Origin of the sequence: Metapseudomonas boanensis (assembly GCF_042232855.1) — a bacterium.
GTDB classification, from domain to species: Bacteria; Pseudomonadota; Gammaproteobacteria; order Pseudomonadales; family Pseudomonadaceae; genus Metapseudomonas; species Metapseudomonas boanensis.
Genome location: NZ_CP113889.1, coordinates 733,228 through 752,882, shown reverse-complemented (window position 1 = coordinate 752,882; position 19,655 = coordinate 733,228). Strand labels below are relative to the sequence as shown.

The window sequence follows — 19,655 nt, the reverse complement described above, 5'->3', positions numbered from 1 at the left end:
CGCACCATGAGCCATCAATCCGATCTGATCAGCCAGGACATCCTCGCTTACCTGGCCCAGCATGAGCGCAAGGAACTCTTGCGCTTCCTTACCTGCGGCAACGTCGACGACGGCAAGAGCACCCTGATCGGGCGCCTGCTGCATGACTCCAAGATGATCTATGAAGATCACCTGGAAGCCATTACCCGCGACTCGAAGAAGGTCGGCACCACCGGTGACGACGTCGACCTGGCGCTGCTGGTAGATGGTCTGCAAGCCGAGCGTGAGCAGGGCATCACCATCGACGTGGCCTATCGCTATTTCAGCACCGCCAAACGCAAATTCATCATCGCCGACACCCCCGGCCATGAGCAGTACACCCGCAACATGGCGACTGGCGCCTCCACCTGCGACCTGGCGATCATCCTGATCGATGCCCGCTACGGTGTGCAGACGCAAACCCGCCGCCACAGCTTCATCGCTTCCCTGCTGGGTATCCGTCACATCGTCGTGGCGGTGAACAAGATGGACCTGATGGATTTCGATCAGGGCGTCTTCGAGCAGATCAAGGCCGACTACCTGAAGTTCGCCGACCGCATCAAGCTGGCTCCGACCTCGATTCATTTCGTGCCGATGTCTGCCCTCAAGGGCGACAACGTGGTCAATCGCAGCGAGCGCGCGCCCTGGTACGACGGTAAGCCGTTAATGGAGATCCTCGAGACCGTCGAGATCGCCGGCGATCGCAATTTCAACGACATGCGCTTCCCTGTGCAGTACGTGAACCGGCCGAACCTCAACTTCCGCGGGTTCGCCGGCACTCTCGCCAGCGGCATCGTGCACAAGGGCGACGAAGTCGTGGCGCTGCCTTCGGGCAAGAGCAGTCGGGTCAAGTCCATCGTCACCTTCGATGGAGAGCTTGAGCAGGCCGGCCCGGGCCAAGCCATCACTCTGACCCTGGAAGACGAGATCGACGTTTCCCGTGGCGACATGCTGGTGCACGCCGACAACCTCCCGGTGGTTACCGATGGTTTCGAGGCCATGCTGGTGTGGATGTCCGAGGAGCCGATGCTGCCGGGCAAGAAATACGACATCAAGCGCGCCACCAGCTACGTGCCGGGTTCCATCCCGAGCATTGCTCACAAGGTGGATGTGAACACCCTGGAGGAGACTTCGGCTAGCAACCTGCAGCTGAACGAGATCGCCAAGGTCAAGGTCAGCCTGGATGCGCCCATCGCCCTCGATGGCTACGAGCAGAACCGCACAACCGGTGCCTTCATCGTCATCGATCGCCTGACCAATGGCACCGTCGGTGCCGGCATGATCATTGCCGATCCGCTGGCCGGGCGTAATGTCAGTGGCCACCATGGCAAGCTAGCCCACGTGTCCCGCGACGAGCGCGCTGCCCGCTTCGGCCAGCAGCCTGCCACCGTGCTGTTCAGCGGTCTCTCTGGTGCCGGCAAGAGCACGCTGGCCTACGCGGTCGAGCGCAAGCTGTTCGACATGGGCCGCGCGGTCTACGTTCTTGACGGCCAGAACCTGCGCCATGACCTGAACAAGGGCTTGCCACAGGATCGTACTGGACGTACTGAGAACTGGCGCCGCGCCGCTCATGTCGCCCGTCAGTTCAATGAAGCTGGCCTTCTGACGCTGGCAGCCTTTGTCGCTCCGGATGCTGAGGGGCGGGAGCAGGCCAAGGCGCTGCTCGGTGCCGAGCGCTTGATTACCGTCTATGTCCAGGCGTCGCCGCAGGCTTGCCGTGAACGTGACCCGCAGGGACTCTATGCGGCTGGCCAGGACAACATCCCTGGCGAGTCCTTCCCCTACGATGTCCCGCTGGATGCCGACCTGGTGATCGACACCCAATCCACTTCGGTGGAAGAGGGCGTCAAACAGGTGCTGGACCTGCTCCGCACGCGTGGCGCGATCTAAACGGCAAGGCAGTAAAAAGCCCCGCGTTTGCGGGGCTTTTTGTTGGGCTTCAGGTTGGCGGTTCCGGCAAGCCGTCTTCGCCATCTGGGATTCAGTACTTGCCTTTGAGGCCGAAGGTTTCGTCCAGGGTGCCGGGGGTGTCCGGAGCTTTGGGCGCATAGTCCTTCGGCGCCTCGTTGCTCTTGGGTGGGGTCAGTCGCTCGCGCGGGCTGGCGGCTTCGTCAGCGTGCAGGGCGGCCAGCAGGCGTTGACGGGTCAGTTCGTCCAGGGCCAGGCGAGTAGCGCCCTCGGAGAGGTGCTCCTGTACGTCCTGGTAGCTCTGGGTAAGTTTCTTGACCAGGCTGGCGGTGGTGTTGAAGTGGGTGACCACCTCACTCTGGTAGGTGTCGAAGCGTTCCTGCAGTTCATCCAGCTGGCGTTGCGTCCTTGTCGGGGCAGCGTTGGGCGCCAGGCGGGCGATCAGGAATCCGATGCCGATACCGGCGAGCAGGGCGAAGGCTGGTAACAACCAGACGGTGAGCGACTGTTCCACGAGTCCTTCCTCTATAAGCGGCTTTGCTTTACGTTAACGGCTCGAGTCCGCGCTGTATACCGCGACGCAAGCCCTGTTGTGCTAATCCAAGACGAGTCGACCCGGACCGGGGTCACGGAGTAACCGTTGTTGATCCGCGAAAATCCTATTTTGCTCGATGGTCCCTGTGGCCAACTCGAAGCATTGCATCTCGATCTGTCCGAGGCCAAGGGCCTGGCTCTGATCTGCCATCCTAACCCGGTGCAGGGCGGAACTATGCTCAACAAGGTTGTTTCCACCTTGCAGCGTACCGCCCGTGACGCTGGTTATAGCACCCTGCGCTTCAATTACCGGGGAGTCGGGACCAGCGCCGGGAGTCATGACATGGGCACTGGCGAGGTAGACGACGCGGAGGCAGCCGCCCATTGGTTCCGCGCCCGGCGTCCAGACCTGCCATTAATCCTGTTCGGCTTTTCCTTCGGGGGATTTGTCGCTGCCAGCCTGGCCGGACGCCTGGAGCGGCAAGGCGTCGAGGTGCCGCAGCTGTTCATGGTGGCACCGGCGGTCATGCGCCTGAATGGCGACCATCCCTTGCCTGAACGAGGCAAACTGGCGGTGATTCAGCCAGATGCCGACGAGGTTGTCAGTCCGCAGGCTGTCTACGACTGGTCTGCGAGCCTGGCTCGTCCCCATGAGCTTCTGAAAGTGGCAGAATGCGGGCACTTCTTTCATGGCAAGCTGACCGATCTCAAGGATCTGGTCCTGCCGCGCCTCTGATTCCGATTGCAGTCCGACAAGCGAACACCATGACTACTCGTATCCTCACTGGCATCACCACCACCGGTACGCCACACCTCGGCAACTATGCGGGCGCGATCCGTCCGGCCATCGTTGCCAGTCGTTCCAGCGACGTCGATTCCTTCTATTTCCTCGCGGATTACCATGCGCTGATCAAGTGCGACGACCCGTTGCGCATCCAGCGTTCGCGCCTGGAGATCGCCGCCACGTGGTTGGCTTGCGGGCTGGATACCGACAAGGCGACCTTCTACCGTCAGTCCGACATCCCGGAGATCCCCGAACTGACCTGGCTGCTCACCTGTGTCAGCGCCAAGGGGCTGCTGAACCGGGCGCACGCCTACAAGGCGTCGGTGGACAAGAACCTGGAGAATGGCGAAGACCCGGATGCAGGCGTCACCATGGGCCTCTACAGCTACCCGGTGCTGATGGCGGCAGACATACTGATGTTCAATGCGCACAAGGTGCCGGTAGGGCGTGACCAGATCCAGCACGTCGAAATGGCCCGCGATATCGGCCAGCGCTTCAACCACCTGTTCGGCGCTGGGCGTGAGTTCTTCACCCTGCCCGAGGCGGTGATCGAAGAAGAAGTGGCGACCTTGCCGGGTCTGGACGGTCGCAAGATGTCCAAGAGCTACGATAACACCATCCCGCTGTTTGGCAGTGCCAAGCAGTTGAAGGATTCCATCGCCCGGATCGTCACCGACTCGCGCGCGCCCGGCGAGCCCAAGGATCCGGACAACTCGCACTTGTTCACCCTGTACCAGGCCTTCGCAACTCCTGCGCAACTCGCGGAGTTCCGAGCCGAGTTGCTGGGCGGCCTGGCTTGGGGCGAAGCCAAGCAGCGCTTGTTCCAACTGCTCGACAATGAGTTGGGCGAAGCGCGCGAGCGCTATCGCGCGCTGATCGAGCGTCCTGCAGACCTGGAAGACATCCTGCTTGCCGGCGCAGCCAAGGCCCGCAAGATCGCCACGCCGTTCCTTGGCGAACTGCGTGAGGCCGTTGGGTTGCGCTCGTTCCGCTCCAGCGTGCAGAGCGCTGAGACTGGTAAGAAAAAGGCGGTCAAGAGCGCGCGTTTCGTCAGCTTCCGAGAGGACGATGGCAGCTTCCGCTTCCGTCTGCTGGATGCCGATGGCGAGCAGTTGCTGCTGTCCAAGGGATTTGCCGATGGCAAGGCGGCCGGCCAGGTCAGCAAGCGCCTGCAGGCGGATTCCGAGCTGGATCTGCGTGTCGAGGGCGATGCTTTCGGCCTGTGGCTGGACGGCGAGCAGGTGGCGCTGAGCCCATCCTTCGCCGACCCGGCGGAGCGCGATGCAGCCATCCAGCGCCTGCACACGGTCCTTGCACCCCAGGAATAACTGTCTTTCGTACGGCCGGCGACGCTGGCCGATTGCCAATCCGAGGGGGCGTCGCTAAAGTGACGGCCCCGTTTTTCGTTGCCTTGCTACCGATCATGACTCCCCTCGAGCGCTACCAGGCCGATCTCAAGCGGCCGGACTTTTTTCACGATGCCGCGCAGGAAACTGCCGTCCGCCATTTGCAGCGCCTGTACGACGACCTGATTTCCGATGACCGCAACAAGCCCGGCCTGCTCGGCAGCCTGTTCGGCAAGAAGCGCCAGGGGCCGGTCAAGGGCCTGTACTTCTGGGGCGGCGTTGGCCGTGGCAAGACTTACCTGGTGGACACCTTCTTCGATGCGCTGCCCTTCAAGCAGAAGATGCGCACGCACTTCCACCGGTTCATGAAGCGCGTCCACGAGGAGATGAAAACCCTCAAGGGCGAGAAGAACCCGCTGACCATCATTGGCAAGCGCTTTGCCGATGAGGCCCGGGTCATCTGCTTCGACGAATTCTTCGTCTCCGATATCACCGACGCCATGATTCTGGCGACGCTGCTGGAGGAGCTGTTCAAGAACGGCGTCAGCCTGGTGGCGACCTCAAACATCGTCCCGGACGGTCTCTACAAGGATGGCCTGCAGCGTGCGCGCTTCCTGCCGGCCATTGCCTTGCTCAAGGAGCACACCGAGATCGTCAACGTCGACAGCGGCGTGGACTATCGCCTGCGCGCCCTGGAACAGGCAGAGTTGTTCCATTGGCCGCTGGACACTGAGGCCGAAGCCAGCCTGAGCAGGAGCTTCAAGAGTCTGCTGCCGGATTGCACCATGGCTCAGGAAAACGAAGCCCTGATGATCGAGAATCGCGAGATTCGGGCTGTGCGCGTTTGTGAGGACGTGGCCTGGTTCGAATTCCGCGAACTCTGCGACGGCCCGCGCAGCCAGAACGACTACATCGAACTGGGCAAGATATTCCATGCGGTGATCCTCGCCAACGTCGAGCAGATGGGCGTTGCCAAGGATGACATGGCGCGTCGTTTCATCAACCTGGTGGATGAGTTCTACGACCGCAACGTGAAGCTGATCATTTCCGCCGAAGTGGAGTTGAAGGATCTCTACAGCGGTGGTCGGTTGAACTTCGAGTTCCAGCGGACGTTGAGTCGCCTGCTGGAAATGCAGTCCCACGAGTTCCTCTCCAGACCGCACAGGCCCTGAGATGTGCATGCGAAAAAGACTGCCCTTGGGCAGTCTTTTTCATTTGGGTGCTCTAATCGACGGGAAAGGGTTTCCAGTTGTCGTCCGCCGCAGCGCTCAGGCTGCAGACAGTCAGCAGGGCAATGAGATTGCGCGCATGGCGATGGACCTTTCCTTGTTGGTCCCTCGCGCCGGGCTGGCGTGGGGCCAGGGTGGCCCGTCCGGGCGTATTCCGTTGGGATAGCGGTATCAATCCCCTTTGTGTTGGAACTGGCGACGATACTGGTTTGGCGATAGCTGAGTGTGCTGGCGAAACAGTCGTGCGAAGAAGCTGGCGTCGTCGTAGCCCACTTCGTAACTGATGGTCTTGATGCTCTTTCGCGTTGCGGAGAGCAGCCCCTTCGCTGTTTCGATGCGTAACCGTTGCAGGTAATGCAGCGGCTTGTCGCCTGTCGCTGCCTGGAAGCGCCGCATGAAGTTGCGGATGCTCATGCCATGCTCCCTTGCCACATCCTCGAAGCGGAACTTGTCGGCGAAATGCTCTTCCAGCCACTGCTGGATCTGCAGGATGGTCATGTCGTGGTGCAGCTTCTGGCCTCCGAAACCGATGCGTCCGGGAATGTAGTTGCGCTGAACCTCATAGAGAATGTCCCGCGCTACGGCTTGGGCGACGTTGGCGCCGCAGAAGCGTTCGATCAGGTAGATGTAGAGGTCGCAGGCCGAGGTAACCCCGCCCGCGCAGTACAGGTTATCAGCATCGGAAAGGTGCTTTTCCTGGTTAAGGAGCACATTGGGGAAGCGTTCCGCGAACTCGCGAAAGAAGCGCCAGTAGGTAGTCGCTTCCTTGCCGTCGAGCAGGCCAGCCTGGGCCATCCAGAAAACCCCGGTGGCTTCGCCGCAAATGGCGGTGCCTGCGGTATGGCGCTGGCGCAGCCACTCGCTGACCTGCGGGTAGCGGGTATTTAGAGCGTCGAAGTCGCCCCAGAAGGCGGGAAGAATGATGATGTCGGCTTGGTCCAGGTCGCCATCGACCGGCAGTCGTACGTCGCTGAAACTTTGTACGGGTTGGCCATCGGGACTGACCAGGCGGGTCTCGAACGCGGGCGTCAGGCCTTGGCCTTGCAGCTTGCCGAAGCGCAGGCTAGCCATATGGAAGAAATCCTTGGCTTGCATCAGGGTAGAGGCAAATACGCCGTCGAGGGCGAGGATGCTCACCCGCCTGAGGGTGGGGGGCTGCTGATTGGTCATGGGCTTATTCTTATTAGGGGAAAGCGGTCAACTTGCGGCTGGATCGTCTTATTTTTTGTCCTAAGTGTCCAGTGTGAGAGAGAGATGACTGGCCTAGAGTCTTGGCCTTCCCACTCACTCAACTCCTGTCCATCGAAGGTGGCGCCATGATTCCGAGAACCCTGTTCAGCTCCGACCATGAACTCTTCCGCGATAGCGTGCGCAAATTTCTCGAGCAGGAAGCAGTTCCCTACCACCATCAGTGGGAGAAGGACGGCCATATCGATCGCCAACTTTGGAACAAGGCTGGTGAAGCAGGCATGCTCTGCTCGCACATCCCCGAAGCCTATGGCGGAATGGGCGCAGACTTTCTCTACAGCACCGTGGTGATCGAGGAGATCGGCCGGCTCGGCCTGACCGGCATTGGCTTCTCGTTGCACTCCGATATCGTCGCACCTTACATCCTTCATTACGGTTCTGAGGCGCAGAAGCAGAAGTACTTGCCCAAGCTTGTGAGTGGCGAGCTGGTCACCGCCATTGCGATGACCGAACCAGGGGCCGGATCGGATCTCCAAGGTGTGAAAACCACGGCGGTGCTGGATGGCGACGAATACGTCATCAACGGTTCCAAGACCTTCATCACTAACGGATTCCTGGCTGACCTGGTGATCGTGGTCGCCAAGACCGACCCCAAGGCGGGGGCCAAGGGCACTAGCCTGTTCCTGGTGGACGCTGGGATGCCAGGTTTTGCCAAAGGCAAGCGCCTGGAAAAGGTGGGCATGAAAGCCCAGGACACCTCTGAACTGTTCTTCCAGGATGTACGTGTGCCTAAGGAGAACCTGTTGGGCCAGGCTGGTATGGGCTTCGCTTATCTGATGCAGGAGTTGCCTCAAGAGCGCCTGACTGTGGGTGTCGGGGCTTTGGCCTCGGCTGAGGCGGCGCTTCAGTGGACGCTGGATTACACGCGGGAGCGCAAGGCATTTGGCAAAGCTGTCGCCGAGTTCCAGAACACCCGCTTCAAGCTGGCGGAAATGGCTACCGAAATCCAGGTCGGTCGGGTCTTCGTTGATCGCTGCCTAGAGTTGCACCTGCAGGGCAAGCTGGATGTACCGACTGCGGCGATGCTCAAGTACTGGGGGACTGACCTGCAGTGCAAAGTGCTCGACGAGTGCGTACAGCTTCACGGTGGTTATGGCTACATGTGGGAATACCCAGTGGCCCGTGCCTGGGCTGATGCGCGAGTGCAGCGTATTTACGCCGGTACCAACGAAATCATGAAGGAAATCATCGCCCGTTCGCTTTAAGTGGGGGGAGCCAAAAAAGTCCCGGCAATCGCCGTAACGCTGTTCATATAAGACGAAACGCCGCTTGGCCCTCAGCGGGAAAGCGGCGTTTTCGGGTTTGGCGCGATCAAAAACTGGTTTTCCCAGACGTTTCTTCCTCTTAGGAGCGAAGGGTGGCGGTTCGTTGTAGGACTCAGCTTGCCGGCGAAAGCGGGGGTATATTCGCAAGCAAGCGGGGCCTTCAGCGCAATGGCTGAAACCTAAACAGCTGACGCAGACATAGCCTAAATGAACAGCATTACCGTAACCGCCGGGTCTTTTCATTCAGGGGGCGGGGTTCGGCTGCGCCTTGTGAATGGCTGAGATACCTTCTAGCACGGTGTCCGAAAGCTTCAGCTCGCTGCTTCGGAGGTTGTCTTCCAGTTGTTCGAGGGAGGTGGCGCCGATGATGTTGCTGGTCACGAAAGGCTGGGTGGAGACGAACGCCAGGGCCATCTGCGCCGGGTCGAGCCCGTGTTCGTGGGCCAATTGGACGTAGCGAGAACAGGCCGACTGCGCTTGCGGATTGGTATAACGAGTGAAACGGCTGAATAGGGTAATCCGTGCATTAGCCGGGCGGGCGCCGTTTTCGTACTTTCCGGAGAGCATGCCGAATGCCATCGGCGAGTAAGCGAGCAGGCCGCATCGCTCGCGGATCGCGACCTCGGCCAGGCCAACTTCGAAGGTGCGGTTGAGCAAGTTGTATGGATTCTGGATCGATACCGCTTTGGGTAGGTCTAGCTGTTCGGCCAGTTGGAGGAACTTCATCGCGCCCCAGGGCGTCTCGTTGGATAGACCGATGTGACGGATCTTTCCTGCCTTGATCTGTTCGGCCAGAACTTCGAGCGTTTCCTGCAGCGGGGTGAATTCCTGCTCCTGATGCTGGTAACCGAGCTGGCCGAAGAAGTTGGTGCTGCGTTCTGGCCAGTGCAGCTGATACAGATCGATCCAGTCGGTTCGGAGGCGCTTCAGGCTAGCATCCAGCGCTGCGACGATGTGCTGCCGGTTGTGCTTCAAGGCACCGTCGCGAATATGGCTGATACCGTTGCCGGGGCCGGCAACCTTGCTGGCGAGAACCCAGTCGGCTCGGTCCCGGTGCCTGGCGAACCAGTTGCCAATGATCGTCTCGGTGGCGCCGTAGGTTTCGCTGCGTGGCGGCACGGGGTACATTTCGGCAGTATCCATGAAGTTGATGCCGTAAGACTTGGCGCGTGCAATCTGCGCAAAGGCTTCTGCTTCGCTGTTCTGCTCCCCCCAGGTCATGGTGCCCAGGCAAAGGCTGCTGACCTTCAGTTCGGTGCGCCCGAGTTGGCGAAATTCCATAAGTACCTCCTTGCATCGGTGAAGGACGCATCAAATCAGGTTGATATTTTTCCTGCAATCGGCATAATTCGGCGGCTTTCTTTGCGGGGATGCCTAGCTCGCGAAGGAAGAAGGTGGGGATGCCTAGCCCACCGAAACCCCTGCCGTAGCGGACGCGCTGACCCGAGCCCCCGATAGCGTCTGTTTCCGGCTGTCTTGACCTTGTCAAGGCGAGCACTATTCAGTAAGATCCGCCGTCTTATTTTCAGGGCGGCCCCTGAGGCTATAGCGAATGAAGACTTTTACTGCAAAACCGGAAACTGTTAAGCGCGACTGGTATGTCGTCGACGCTGCAGGTCAGACCCTGGGTCGTCTGGCCACTGAAATTGCCAGCCGTCTGCGTGGCAAGCACAAGCCGGAATACACTCCGCATGTTGATACTGGCGACTACATCGTCGTTATCAACGCTGAGCAAGTGCGTGTGACCGGTGCCAAGACTACCGACAAGATGTACTACTCGCACTCCGGCTTCCCGGGTGGCATCAAGGAAATCAACTTCGAGAAGCTGATTGCCAAGGCCCCTGAGCGCGTGATCGAGACCGCGGTCAAAGGCATGCTGCCGAAGAATCCGCTGGGCCGCGACATGTATCGCAAGCTGAAGGTGTACAAGGGTGCTGTTCACCCGCACACCGCTCAGCAGCCCCAAGAACTGAAGATTTAACGGGATAAGTTGATTATGTCGGCGACTCAAAACTACGGCACTGGCCGTCGTAAGACTGCTACCGCTCGCGTCTTCCTGCGTCCGGGTACTGGCAAGATTTCCATCAACAACCGCAGCCTGGATCAGTTCTTCGGCCGCGAGACCGCTCGCATGGTCGTGCGTCAGCCTCTTGAGCTGACTGAGACCGTCGAGAAGTTTGACATCTACGTCACCGTTGTCGGTGGTGGTGTCAGTGGTCAAGCCGGTGCTATCCGTCACGGTATCACCCGCGCTCTGATCGAGTACGACGAGACCCTGCGCAGCCCGCTGCGTAAGGCCGGCTACGTTACTCGCGATGCTCGTGAAGTTGAACGTAAGAAAGTCGGTCTGCGTAAAGCGCGTAAGCGTCCGCAGTACTCCAAGCGTTAATTTACGCTTACAAGAAAACGCCCAGCCTGTTATCAGCTGGGCGTTTTTTTATGCGCGGATAATTATTAGCTGCGACAGCATGTCGCATGCCCAAATGCCCCGCCAATCAAGGGTTTCGCCATATTTGTATCCGGCTATTACCTTGTCAGCAGGGGGGGTTTTCTTTACCATTTGGCGAATTTTTTGCGCGGCTCGATTTTTACTTAGTAGAGGCCTGGAAAACAGGCCAATAAAGCTGATGGGAGACGACTGAATGAGCAATGACGGCGTGAATGCAGGCCGGCGTCGCTTCCTCGTAGCGGCCACATCCGTGGTTGGTGCGGCGGGAGCGGTGGGGGCTGCGGTCCCGTTCGTGGGGTCATGGCTGCCCAGTGCCAAGGCCAAGGCCGCCGGTGCACCGGTCAAGGTGAGTATTGGCAAGATCGAAGCTGGCCAGCAGATCGTTGCTGAATGGCGTGGTCAACCAGTATTTATCATGCGCCGTACCGAGGAAATCCTGGCGAATCTCGGCAAGATCCATGACAGCATGGCGGACCCGGAGTCCAAGGCTTCGGTGCAACCGGCGTACGTGGATCCAGTAACTCGCTCGATCAAGCCAGAGGTCCTGGTGTTGGTTGGTATTTGCACTCACCTGGGTTGCTCGCCGTCGTTCCGTCCGGAAGTTGCGCCGGCTGATCTGGGTGCTGAGTGGGTGGGGGGGTATTTCTGTCCTTGCCACGGCTCTCGCTACGATCTCGCCGGTCGCGTCTACAAGGCGCAGCCAGCCCCCATGAACCTGCCGGTGCCGCCTTACTCGTACGAGTCGGATGACGTCATCGTCGTCGGTGTGGACCAGGAGAAGGCGTAATGAGCAAATTCATGGAATGGGTCGATGCGCGCTTCCCCGCGACCAAGATGTGGGAAGACCATCTGAGCAAGTATTACGCTCCGAAGAACTTCAACTTCTTCTACTTTTTCGGCTCTCTCGCACTGCTGGTGCTGGTCAACCAGATCCTGACCGGTATCTGGTTGACCATGAGCTTCACTCCGTCCGCTGAGGAGGCTTTTGCCTCCGTCGAATACATCATGCGTGATGTGGAGTACGGCTGGATCATTCGCTACCTGCACTCCACCGGTGCATCGGCATTCTTCATCGTGGTCTACCTGCACATGTTCCGCGGCCTGCTCTACGGCTCCTACCAGAAGCCCCGTGAGCTGGTATGGATCTTCGGCATGCTGATCTACCTTGCACTGATGGCTGAAGCCTTCATGGGTTACCTGCTGCCGTGGGGCCAGATGTCCTACTGGGGTGCGCAGGTGATCATCTCGCTGTTTGGTGCGATTCCGGTAGTAGGTGAAGACCTGACCCAGTGGATCCGTGGTGACTACCTGATCTCTGGTATCACCCTGAACCGCTTCTTCGCTCTGCACGTAATTGCGCTGCCGATCGTCTTGCTCGGCCTGGTTGTTCTGCACATTCTTGCCCTGCACGAAGTCGGTTCCAACAACCCCGACGGCGTGGACATCAAGAAGAAGAAGGACGAGAACGGCATCCCGCTGGATGGCATCGCGTTCCATCCGTACTACACCGTCAAGGATATCGTCGGCGTCGTAGTATTCCTCTTCGTGTTCTGCTTCGTGGTGTTCTTCTTCCCGGAAATGGGCGGTTACTTCCTCGAGAAGCCGAACTTTGAACAGGCCAACCCCTTCAAGACGCCTGAACACATTGCGCCGGTGTGGTACTTCACGCCCTTCTACGCAATCCTTCGTGCTGTTCCGGACAAGCTGATGGGCGTTATCGCCATGGGCGCCGCCATCGCCATTCTTTTCGTACTGCCGTGGTTGGACCGCAGTCCGGTCAAGTCCATGCGCTACAAGGGCTGGCTGAGCCGTATCTGGCTGGTGGTATTCTGCATCTCCTTCGTCATCCTTGGCGTGCTGGGTGTTCTGGCGCCGACCCCGGGCCGTACGTTGCTGTCGCAGGTGTGCACCATCCTGTACTTCGCGTACTTCATCCTGATGCCGTTCTACACCAGGATGGAAAAAACCAAACCGGTTCCGGAAAGGGTGACGGGCTGATGAAAAAGCTATTTGCTGCATTTGTGATTGCCGCTCTGCCGGTTCTTTCCTTTGCCGCCGGCGGTGGAGAAGTGCATCTGGACAAGGTCGACATCGACTTGACCGACAAGGCTGCCATGCAGGACGGAGCGCGTACCTTCGCGAACTATTGCATGGGCTGCCATAGCGCCAAGTTCCAGCGTTATGAGCGGGTGGGCAAGGATCTGGGTATCTCCGAAGAGCTGATGTTGGAGAACCTGGTTTTGACCGGTGCCAAGATTGGCGATCACATGAAGATCGGCATGCAACCCAATGACGCTAAGGCCTGGTTCGGAGCTGCTCCGCCCGATCTGACCTTGGTGGCTCGTGTGCGTGGCACCGACTGGCTCTACAGCTACCTGCGTGCTTTCTATGAGGATCCGACCCGTCCCTGGGGTGTGAACAACAAGGTCTTCCCGAACGTGGGCATGCCCAACGTGCTGGTCGGCCTGCAGGGTCGTCAGGTTGTAGGTTGCAAGCAGGTTCAGGTGGTTGATGGCGGCAAGAAACAGTTCGATCCGCTGACCGGTGCTCCGATCACCCACGAAGCATGCGATCAGCTGACTGTCCTGCCGAAAACCGGCAAGCTGACCGAGGCTGAGTTCGACGAGAAGATCCAGAACCTGGTGACCTTCCTCGCTTACTCGGCCAACCCGGTCAAGTTGGAAAGCCAGCGCGTTGGTACCTATGTACTGCTCTTCCTGGCCTTCTTCTTCGTGTTTGCCTACCTGCTCAAGCGTGAGTACTGGAAGGACGTTCACTGATTAGCTGCTGTAGCGTTGTTTAAGCGCGCGCCCCTTAGTGGGCGCGCGCGTCTTTCTGCCCCCTGAATATCCCCAAGTGAGGAGGGTGCCATGGCCGCAATCAACAGGCTGGCCTGTTACTCCGACCCTGCCGACCACTATTCCCATCGTGTACGAATCGTGCTCGCAGAGAAGGGTGTGAGCGCCGAGATCATCAACGTTGAACAGGGTCGTTGCCCGCCGAGGCTAGCCGAGGTCAACCCTTACGGTAGTGTGCCGACCTTGGTTGATCGTGACCTGGCGCTCTATGAGTCCACGGTCATCATGGAGTACCTGGATGAGCGTTATCCTCATCCGCCGCTGTTGCCCGTCTATCCGGTGGCTCGAGCGAACAGTCGTCTGCTGATTCATCGCGTACAGCGTGACTGGTGCTCGCTGGTGGACCGGATCCTCGATCCGCGCACCAAGGATGCGGAAAAGGCGCTTGCCCGCAAGGAATTGCGCGAGAGTCTGACGGGCGTATCGCCCTTGTTTGCGGACAAACCTTTCTTCTTGAGTGAAGATTTCAGTCTGGTGGATTGCTGTCTTCTGCCGATACTTTGGCGTTTGCCTGTGCTGGGTATCGAGCTGCCGCGCCCAGCCAAGCCGTTGCTGGACTACATGGAGCGCCAGTTCGCCCGAGACAGTTTTCAGGCCAGCCTGTCTGTTGTAGAGCGCGAAATGCGCTGAGGAGAGTCCAATGAACTCCAGTCGTCCCTACCTGGTTCGTGCCCTTTACGAGTGGATCGTGGACAACAACTGCACCCCGCACCTCTTGGTCAACGCCGAGCATGCCGATGTGCGGGTTCCGTCAGGCTATGCTAGCGATGGCCAGATTGTGCTCAACGTTTCCCCAACTGCAGTTCGTCATTTGCATATGGATAACGAAGCGGTGAGCTTCGAAGGTCGTTTCGGGGGCATTGCCCACAATCTGTATATTCCTTCGGCGGCTGTGATGGCAATTTACGCTAGGGAGAACGGTCAGGGCATGGTCTTCGATCTCGAGCCGCCAATTCCTGATGATGATCCGGACCCGGAGGATGGCGGCCCGTCCGGCGGTGAGCCGAGTGGTGGTGAGCCATCCCGTCCCACTGGTCGACCCAGCCTGAAGGTGGTCAAGTAAACAAAAAAGGCGATCCTTGCGATCGCCTTTTTTGTTAGTCCAGCAATCAGTTGGTGTATTCGAAGAGCCGAACGATCTTCTGCACGCCCGAAACGTTCTGGACGATGCTGGTCGCCAAAGCGGCTTCCTGACGGGTTACCAGGCCCAGCAAATAAACGATGCCATTCTCGGTGATCACTTTGATCTGCGAGCTGGGAACGTTGCTGTTCGCCAGCAATTGGGTGGTGATCTTGGTGGTGATGGTGCTGTCGTTCAGGCGCGCAAGTGATGAGGAGGGTGGCAGCACCTGGAGTTCGTTGTGTACTCGGCGTACGCCTTGAGCGCTACGGGCAGCCTGCTCTGCCAGGTTCTTGAGATCAGTGCGCGGTGTTTGGCCGGCCAGCAGGACAACGCCGTTGTAGCTGGCGATCACGACATGCGAATTGGTCTTGAGGTCCGGGCTGGCTGCGTCGATCTTGGCCCTTACCTTGGAGGGGGTGGACTGGTCATCTATGGTCTTGCCAATGGTGCGTCCTCCGCAACCAGAAAGCGCGAGGCAGAGGGCTAGGCCGGCGAGGATCAGGGGGGGACGGATCATTCTTCACTCCCAAACAGTTGACGATCGATCAGGTCGCAGAGGCAATGGATGCTCAGCAGGTGAACCTCCTGGATTCGTGCCGTGACCTTTGACGGCACGCGGATCTCGACATCTTCTGGCAGCAACAGGGAAGCCATGCCTCCACCGTCGCGGCCGGTCAGGGCGACCACTACCATCTCCCGGTCATGGGCAGCCTGGATGGCCTGGATGATGTTGGCGGAGTTGCCGCTGGTGGAAATTGCCAGCAGGACGTCTCCGGGCTGACCCAGGGCGCGAATCTGCTTCGAGAAGATTTCGTTGTAGCTGTAGTCGTTGGCAATCGAGGTGATGGTCGAGCTATCGGTGGTCAGAGCCAGTGCCGGTAGGCTCGGCCGCTCGCGCTCGAAGCGGTTGAGCAGCTCCGAAGAGAAGTGCTGAGCGTCGCCTGCTGAGCCACCGTTGCCGCAAGACAGGATCTTGCCTTCGTTGAGCAGCGCATTGACCATTACCATGCTGCCATGCTCGATATGCGGGGCCAGCAGTTCCATGGCTTGTAGCTTTGTGTCGATGCTGGCCTGGAAGAGTTGGCGGATACGGGGTTGCATGTCCATCGGGTAAGACCTTCAGTGGGGCGACCGATCAGGTGTCGAAGGCGTTTTTCAGCCAGGTCAGTCGCGGGGGTGTGTCGCCGTCCATTGAGTCGATGGCGACCACATCAAATCGACAAGGGTATCTTGCCCAGCGGGGTTCCTGCTGCAGGAACTGCTGAGCGGCGTATGCCAGTTTTTCGCGCTTGCGGGCGTCGACGCTCTCGAGGGCGCCGCCCCAGCCAGCATGTCGCCGGTAGCGGACTTCAGCGAATACTACTGTATCGCCGTCGAGCATGACCAGATCGAGCTCTCCGCGACGGCACAGCCAGTTTTGGGACAGCAGACGCAGTCCGTTTGCTTCAAGGTGGCGGCGGGCAAGCAATTCAGCCGCTTGCCCGCGTGCGCGTTTCTCAGTCAAGAGTCGCTGTCTTCCAGGCGTTGTACCTGGCCGTCGCGGAATTCGGCCCAGGGGAGTTGCCGTTCAATCCGTTGCGCCGGGTTCAGGCTCAAGGTGCCAGAGAGGCCATCGATCGTGCTCTCCGGAAGGGCCTTGAGTTGCGTCAAGCGTGGCGCAAGCCGGTACGCGTCGGCACCCATGGCGTAGAGGCGGCCTAGGCTGCCGGCGGCTTGCGGCCACTGGGTTCCCACTTGCTGGCGTAGCGGGTCGTTGTCGTTCAGCAGCCACGGCGTTTCGCAGAAGCGAATGCCATTCAGGTCAAGGTACTGGGACTGGTCACTGCCGGCAGCATAAAGATGCGAGGTCGCATAGACAGGAACGTCGCCCGCGTATTGGAAGGCCAGTGTCGGCTTGATCTGTTGGGCTTGCTGGGGCGTTGCTGCGAGGAAAATGAAATCGACATCCTGGCGACGGGTCGGATGTGCTGCGACCGGCGTGCCAAGGGTGCTCTGCAGGCGCTTCGCGCGTGCTTCGCTTTGGCGGAGTTGGAACAGGTCAGCGATCTGCTGCGCCAGCGCAACAGGCTGGTCGACATGTTCGGCTGCAATTAGGCGACCGCCTTCAGCTTGCCAGCTCTGCTGGAAGGCCTTGAGGACGCGGTCGCCCCATTCGCCGCGGGGCACCAGGGCTACGGCGCTGCGCATGCCGTCAGCCCAGGCGCGTCGGGCTGCTTCACGGGCCTCGTCTTCAGCGGCGAGGCCAAATTGGAATAGCTGCGCGGGGCCTTCCTGGCCTGCATCGCTGTAATTCAGAGCCAAGGTTGTGATGGGGAGTTGTTCGCGGGCATTGAGTTGTTTGACCAAGGGCTTCTCGAGCGGGCCTACCACCAATTGGATACCGTCGGCCTGGGCCTGGCGATAGAACTCATCTAGCGATGTCATCTTGGAGCTGTCATACAGCTTGATGCTCGGCTGTGGTTGGTTACCTTGCTGCGCTTGGTAGTGTGCGGCGATGAAGCCATCGCGCAGCGCGCGTCCCACGGATGCCAGCTGACCTTCCTGTGGTAGCAGGAGGGCGATCTTGGTCAATGGTTGTCCCGCGATTTCCTTCAGCTTGCCCAAGGGCTGGGGCAGTTGCTTGGCGGCAGGGTGATCAGGATTCTGCTCGCGCCATTTATCAATGGCTGCCTGTTGTTCTGCGAGTGTTGCTGAGGTTTTGGTCAGACGCGCAAGTTCCAGCCATCCTGCCAGGTCGGTCTGGTCCCTGGCCTGCAGTTGGTCGATGGGCAGGCTCGAAACCAGGGCCCAGATTGCTTCGTGGTTGGAAGTGGCGGCCTCGCCGCTCAGCAGTGGGGCGATGAATACTCGCTCGCGGGCCGCAGGCAGGGTCTGGCCGTCAGCTTCAAGTGCTCGAGCGCGCACCAGTTGAGTGCGTGTCTGCTGCTCGGGGGGAAGTTCGGCGAGGCGTTCGAGGCTTGGATGTGACAGGGCTTTGAGTGCACTCTTGGGCTGGTTCCGGGCCATTGCCAGTTCTGCGGCCAGGGTACTGGCAAAAATCTGCTGGGCGGGCTTGAGGCCTTCCATCGGCACCTGCTCCAGGATGCGTGCTGAGCGACCGATGTCTTGTTGTTGAAGGGCGAGGTCGGCAGCGGAAAGGCGCAGCAGAGCGGCCTGTTCAGGTTCGCTCTCGCTTGCTTGCTGCAGTAGCTGTTCAATGCTGGCCTGCGGTGTGCGAGGCATTTCGCCGAGGCTGGACGAAGGCGAGCTGGCGCATGCAGCCAGCAAGCCGGCGAGACAGAGGGCGGAGAGCGGACGCAGGCAGGCGATCATTTATCGGTCCCGATACTCGTTGAAAGAAGTTGCGGATTGTACCCAAGCCCTTGATGGGGCGCGATGTTGCTGCTGTGAATCGGGCTACAATGCGCGCTTTCAGTATTTTCTGAGGTGTCTTGTGACTCTTTCCTCTGCTCTTGGTAGTGCGCCAGGCACCCTCTACGTGGTCGCAACGCCGATTGGCAATCTGGACGATATCAGTGCCCGGGCACTGCGAGTCCTGCGCGAGGTTGCGTTGATAGCGGCTGAAGACACTCGGCACTCGACTCGCTTGCTTCAGCATTTCGGGATCGAGACACCGCTGGCGGCCTGCCACGAGCACAATGAGCGCGATCAAGGTGGGCGTTTTCTTGCCCGGCTGCAGGCAGGGGAGGATGTTGCATTGATCTCCGACGCCGGAACACCGTTGATTTCCGATCCGGGGTTTCATCTGGTGCGCCAGGCTCGGGCGGCGGGGATTCCGGTTGTCCCGGTTCCCGGCGCTTGCGCGGTTGTCGCCGCACTGTCAGTGGCCGGGTTGCCGTCGGATCGCTTCATTTTCGAGGGCTTCCTCCCCGCCAAGGCTGTTGCCCGTCGAGGGCGGCTTGAGCAGATCAAGGAAGAGCCTCGTACCCTGATCTTCTATGAGGCACCGCACCGCCTGCTTGAGTCGCTTGAGGAAATGCGTGCAGTGTTTGGTGGTGCGCGGCCTGCGGTACTGGCCAGGGAGTTGACCAAGACATTCGAGACCATCAAGGGTGCGTCGCTGGATCAGTTGTGCGAATGGGTGGCTGCGGATTCTAATCAACAGCGCGGTGAGTGCGTCGTTCTGGTAGGGGGGTGGCAGGTCCCCGAAGGCGAAGGTGCCCTGAGTGCTGAAGCGCTTCGTGTGCTCGATCTGCTGTTGGGTGAAATGCCAGTGAAGCGGGCTGCCGCGCTTGCAGCTGAAATCACCGGGGTTCGCAAGAACCTGCTCTACCAGGCCGCGTTGGAGCGACAATCCGATTCGTGAGCTTGTTCTTCGTGCTGCCTGCCGTTAACCTTGGCAGCGGAGAGTCGATCGGACAGTCGCTGTCTCATTTCGTTTAACGATTTTGAGAGGGAGGAAAGTCCGGGCTCCATAGGGCGGAGTGCCAGGTAACGCCTGGGAGGCGCAAGCCTACGGAAAGTGCCACAGAAAATAACCGCCTAAGCGCGTAAGCGCCGGTAAGGGTGAAAAGGTGCGGTAAGAGCGCACCGCACGTCTGGTAACAGTTCGTGGCTAGGTAAACCCCACTCGGAGCAAGACCAAATAGGAATCCTTGGCGCGGCCCGCGTCGGATTCGGGTAGGTTGCTAAAGGCTGTCAGTGATGGCAGCCGTAGATGAATGACTGTCCACGACAGAACCCGGCTTACAGATCGACTCTCCTCTCTTCCTCCCGCTTTAAATCTGCCTCGCTCCTTTTCATGTCGTTGAAATACCGAAAAGATCTTACTCTTAACAAACTACTTTAAGTTTGAAGTTCAGCTTCTTGAGCTGGCTGAACTTTACCTTTGATTCGCTTCCGATAATCCCTCCCCAATCCCCTTCTTTGCTCGCTAAATTGCCGTCCTGTAAG

Annotated in this window: 20 protein-coding genes and 1 other RNA gene; 14 read left to right on the top strand and 7 right to left on the bottom strand. The window is 59.5% G+C overall.

Features of this window, described 5'->3' with window-relative positions; genetic code table 11:
- Positions 1-6 precede the first annotated feature (6 nt).
- The gene (gene cysN / locus OXH74_RS03485) at positions 7-1,908 is read left to right on the top strand and encodes a sulfate adenylyltransferase subunit CysN (RefSeq protein WP_215372867.1); all 1,902 of its coding nucleotides are present in this window, start codon (positions 7-9) and stop codon (positions 1,906-1,908) included.
- 91 nt (positions 1,909-1,999) lie between these two features.
- On the opposite strand, the gene OXH74_RS03480 is transcribed toward cysN, so the two are convergent.
- A complete protein-coding gene (locus OXH74_RS03480) occupies positions 2,000-2,440 on the bottom strand; it encodes a ZapG family protein (protein ID WP_215372866.1) in 441 nt (146 codons plus the stop codon).
- A 126-nt stretch (positions 2,441-2,566) separates the two neighbouring features.
- Between OXH74_RS03480 and OXH74_RS03475 the strand changes: the two genes are divergently transcribed.
- The 3 genes from OXH74_RS03475 to zapE all read left to right on the top strand — a co-directional run bounded on the left by OXH74_RS03475 (position 2,567) and on the right by zapE (position 5,762).
- Positions 2,567-3,196 (top strand): alpha/beta hydrolase, encoded by a 630-nt coding sequence (locus tag OXH74_RS03475; RefSeq protein WP_375740091.1) that lies wholly within the window; start codon positions 2,567-2,569, stop codon positions 3,194-3,196.
- Between the two features lie 29 nt (positions 3,197-3,225).
- Positions 3,226-4,572: a tryptophan--tRNA ligase gene (locus OXH74_RS03470; protein WP_375740090.1), complete on the top strand. Its 1,347-nt coding sequence runs from the start codon at positions 3,226-3,228 to the stop codon at positions 4,570-4,572.
- Positions 4,573-4,667: 95 nt separating this feature from the next.
- On the top strand, positions 4,668-5,762 hold the full coding sequence (zapE, locus tag OXH74_RS03465) for a cell division protein ZapE (protein WP_375741552.1): 1,095 nt from the start codon (positions 4,668-4,670) through the stop codon (positions 5,760-5,762).
- A gap of 228 nt (positions 5,763-5,990) precedes the next feature.
- On the opposite strand, the gene OXH74_RS03460 is transcribed toward zapE, so the two are convergent.
- The gene (locus tag OXH74_RS03460; RefSeq protein WP_375741551.1) at positions 5,991-6,890 is read right to left on the bottom strand and encodes a GlxA family transcriptional regulator; all 900 of its coding nucleotides are present in this window, start codon (positions 6,888-6,890) and stop codon (positions 5,991-5,993) included.
- Between the two features lie 245 nt (positions 6,891-7,135).
- Between OXH74_RS03460 and OXH74_RS03455 the strand changes: the two genes are divergently transcribed.
- On the top strand, positions 7,136-8,272 hold the full coding sequence (locus tag OXH74_RS03455) for an acyl-CoA dehydrogenase family protein (protein WP_215372863.1): 1,137 nt from the start codon (positions 7,136-7,138) through the stop codon (positions 8,270-8,272).
- A gap of 303 nt (positions 8,273-8,575) precedes the next feature.
- Here OXH74_RS03455 and OXH74_RS03450 read toward each other — a convergent pair whose 3' ends face one another.
- On the bottom strand, positions 8,576-9,613 hold the full coding sequence (locus tag OXH74_RS03450) for an NADP(H)-dependent aldo-keto reductase (RefSeq protein WP_375740089.1): 1,038 nt from the start codon (positions 9,611-9,613) through the stop codon (positions 8,576-8,578).
- Between the two features lie 271 nt (positions 9,614-9,884).
- On the opposite strand from OXH74_RS03450, the gene rplM reads away from it, so the two are divergent.
- From rplM to OXH74_RS03415, 7 genes are all read left to right on the top strand, one after another.
- Positions 9,885-10,313 (top strand): 50S ribosomal protein L13, encoded by a 429-nt coding sequence (gene rplM / locus OXH74_RS03445; protein WP_016490991.1) that lies wholly within the window; start codon positions 9,885-9,887, stop codon positions 10,311-10,313.
- Positions 10,314-10,328: 15 nt separating this feature from the next.
- Complete coding sequence (rpsI, locus tag OXH74_RS03440) at positions 10,329-10,721, top strand: 30S ribosomal protein S9 (protein ID WP_215372861.1); 393 nt, start codon at positions 10,329-10,331, stop codon at positions 10,719-10,721.
- A 253-nt stretch (positions 10,722-10,974) separates the two neighbouring features.
- Entirely contained in the window at positions 10,975-11,568 is a 594-nt protein-coding gene (gene petA / locus OXH74_RS03435; RefSeq protein WP_215372860.1) for a ubiquinol-cytochrome c reductase iron-sulfur subunit, read from the top strand.
- Complete coding sequence (locus OXH74_RS03430; RefSeq protein ID WP_215372859.1) at positions 11,568-12,779, top strand: cytochrome bc complex cytochrome b subunit; 1,212 nt, start codon at positions 11,568-11,570, stop codon at positions 12,777-12,779. The genes petA and OXH74_RS03430 overlap by 1 nt, the downstream gene beginning before the upstream one ends.
- Entirely contained in the window at positions 12,779-13,561 is a 783-nt protein-coding gene (locus OXH74_RS03425) for a cytochrome c1 (protein ID WP_375740088.1), read from the top strand. Before OXH74_RS03430 ends, OXH74_RS03425 begins: the two co-directional genes overlap by 1 nt.
- 90 nt (positions 13,562-13,651) lie before the next feature.
- On the top strand, positions 13,652-14,269 hold the full coding sequence (locus OXH74_RS03420; RefSeq protein ID WP_375740087.1) for a glutathione S-transferase N-terminal domain-containing protein: 618 nt from the start codon (positions 13,652-13,654) through the stop codon (positions 14,267-14,269).
- A gap of 10 nt (positions 14,270-14,279) precedes the next feature.
- Positions 14,280-14,702 (top strand): ClpXP protease specificity-enhancing factor, encoded by a 423-nt coding sequence (locus OXH74_RS03415; protein WP_375740086.1) that lies wholly within the window; start codon positions 14,280-14,282, stop codon positions 14,700-14,702.
- A 46-nt stretch (positions 14,703-14,748) separates the two neighbouring features.
- Here OXH74_RS03415 and OXH74_RS03410 read toward each other — a convergent pair whose 3' ends face one another.
- From OXH74_RS03410 to OXH74_RS03395, 4 genes are read right to left on the bottom strand one after another with little or no spacing between them, the layout of a single operon-like run.
- Positions 14,749-15,279 carry a BON domain-containing protein gene (locus tag OXH74_RS03410; RefSeq protein ID WP_375740085.1) on the bottom strand — a complete coding sequence of 177 codons (531 nt, stop codon included), beginning with the start codon at positions 15,277-15,279 and terminating at the stop codon, positions 14,749-14,751.
- Positions 15,276-15,869, bottom strand: coding sequence for a phosphoheptose isomerase (locus OXH74_RS03405; RefSeq protein ID WP_215372854.1), 594 nt, complete (start codon positions 15,867-15,869; stop codon positions 15,276-15,278). The genes OXH74_RS03410 and OXH74_RS03405 overlap by 4 nt, the downstream gene beginning before the upstream one ends.
- A gap of 28 nt (positions 15,870-15,897) precedes the next feature.
- On the bottom strand, positions 15,898-16,266 hold the full coding sequence (locus OXH74_RS03400) for a YraN family protein (RefSeq protein ID WP_375740084.1): 369 nt from the start codon (positions 16,264-16,266) through the stop codon (positions 15,898-15,900).
- Entirely contained in the window at positions 16,263-18,074 is a 1,812-nt protein-coding gene (locus OXH74_RS03395; RefSeq protein WP_375740083.1) for a penicillin-binding protein activator, read from the bottom strand. The genes OXH74_RS03400 and OXH74_RS03395 overlap by 4 nt, the downstream gene beginning before the upstream one ends.
- A gap of 121 nt (positions 18,075-18,195) precedes the next feature.
- Between OXH74_RS03395 and rsmI the strand changes: the two genes are divergently transcribed.
- The gene (gene rsmI, locus OXH74_RS03390; RefSeq protein ID WP_375741550.1) at positions 18,196-19,068 is read left to right on the top strand and encodes a 16S rRNA (cytidine(1402)-2'-O)-methyltransferase; all 873 of its coding nucleotides are present in this window, start codon (positions 18,196-18,198) and stop codon (positions 19,066-19,068) included.
- A gap of 40 nt (positions 19,069-19,108) precedes the next feature.
- Positions 19,109-19,467, top strand: an RNA gene (rnpB, locus tag OXH74_RS03385) — RNase P RNA component class A.
- Positions 19,468-19,655 lie beyond the last annotated feature (188 nt).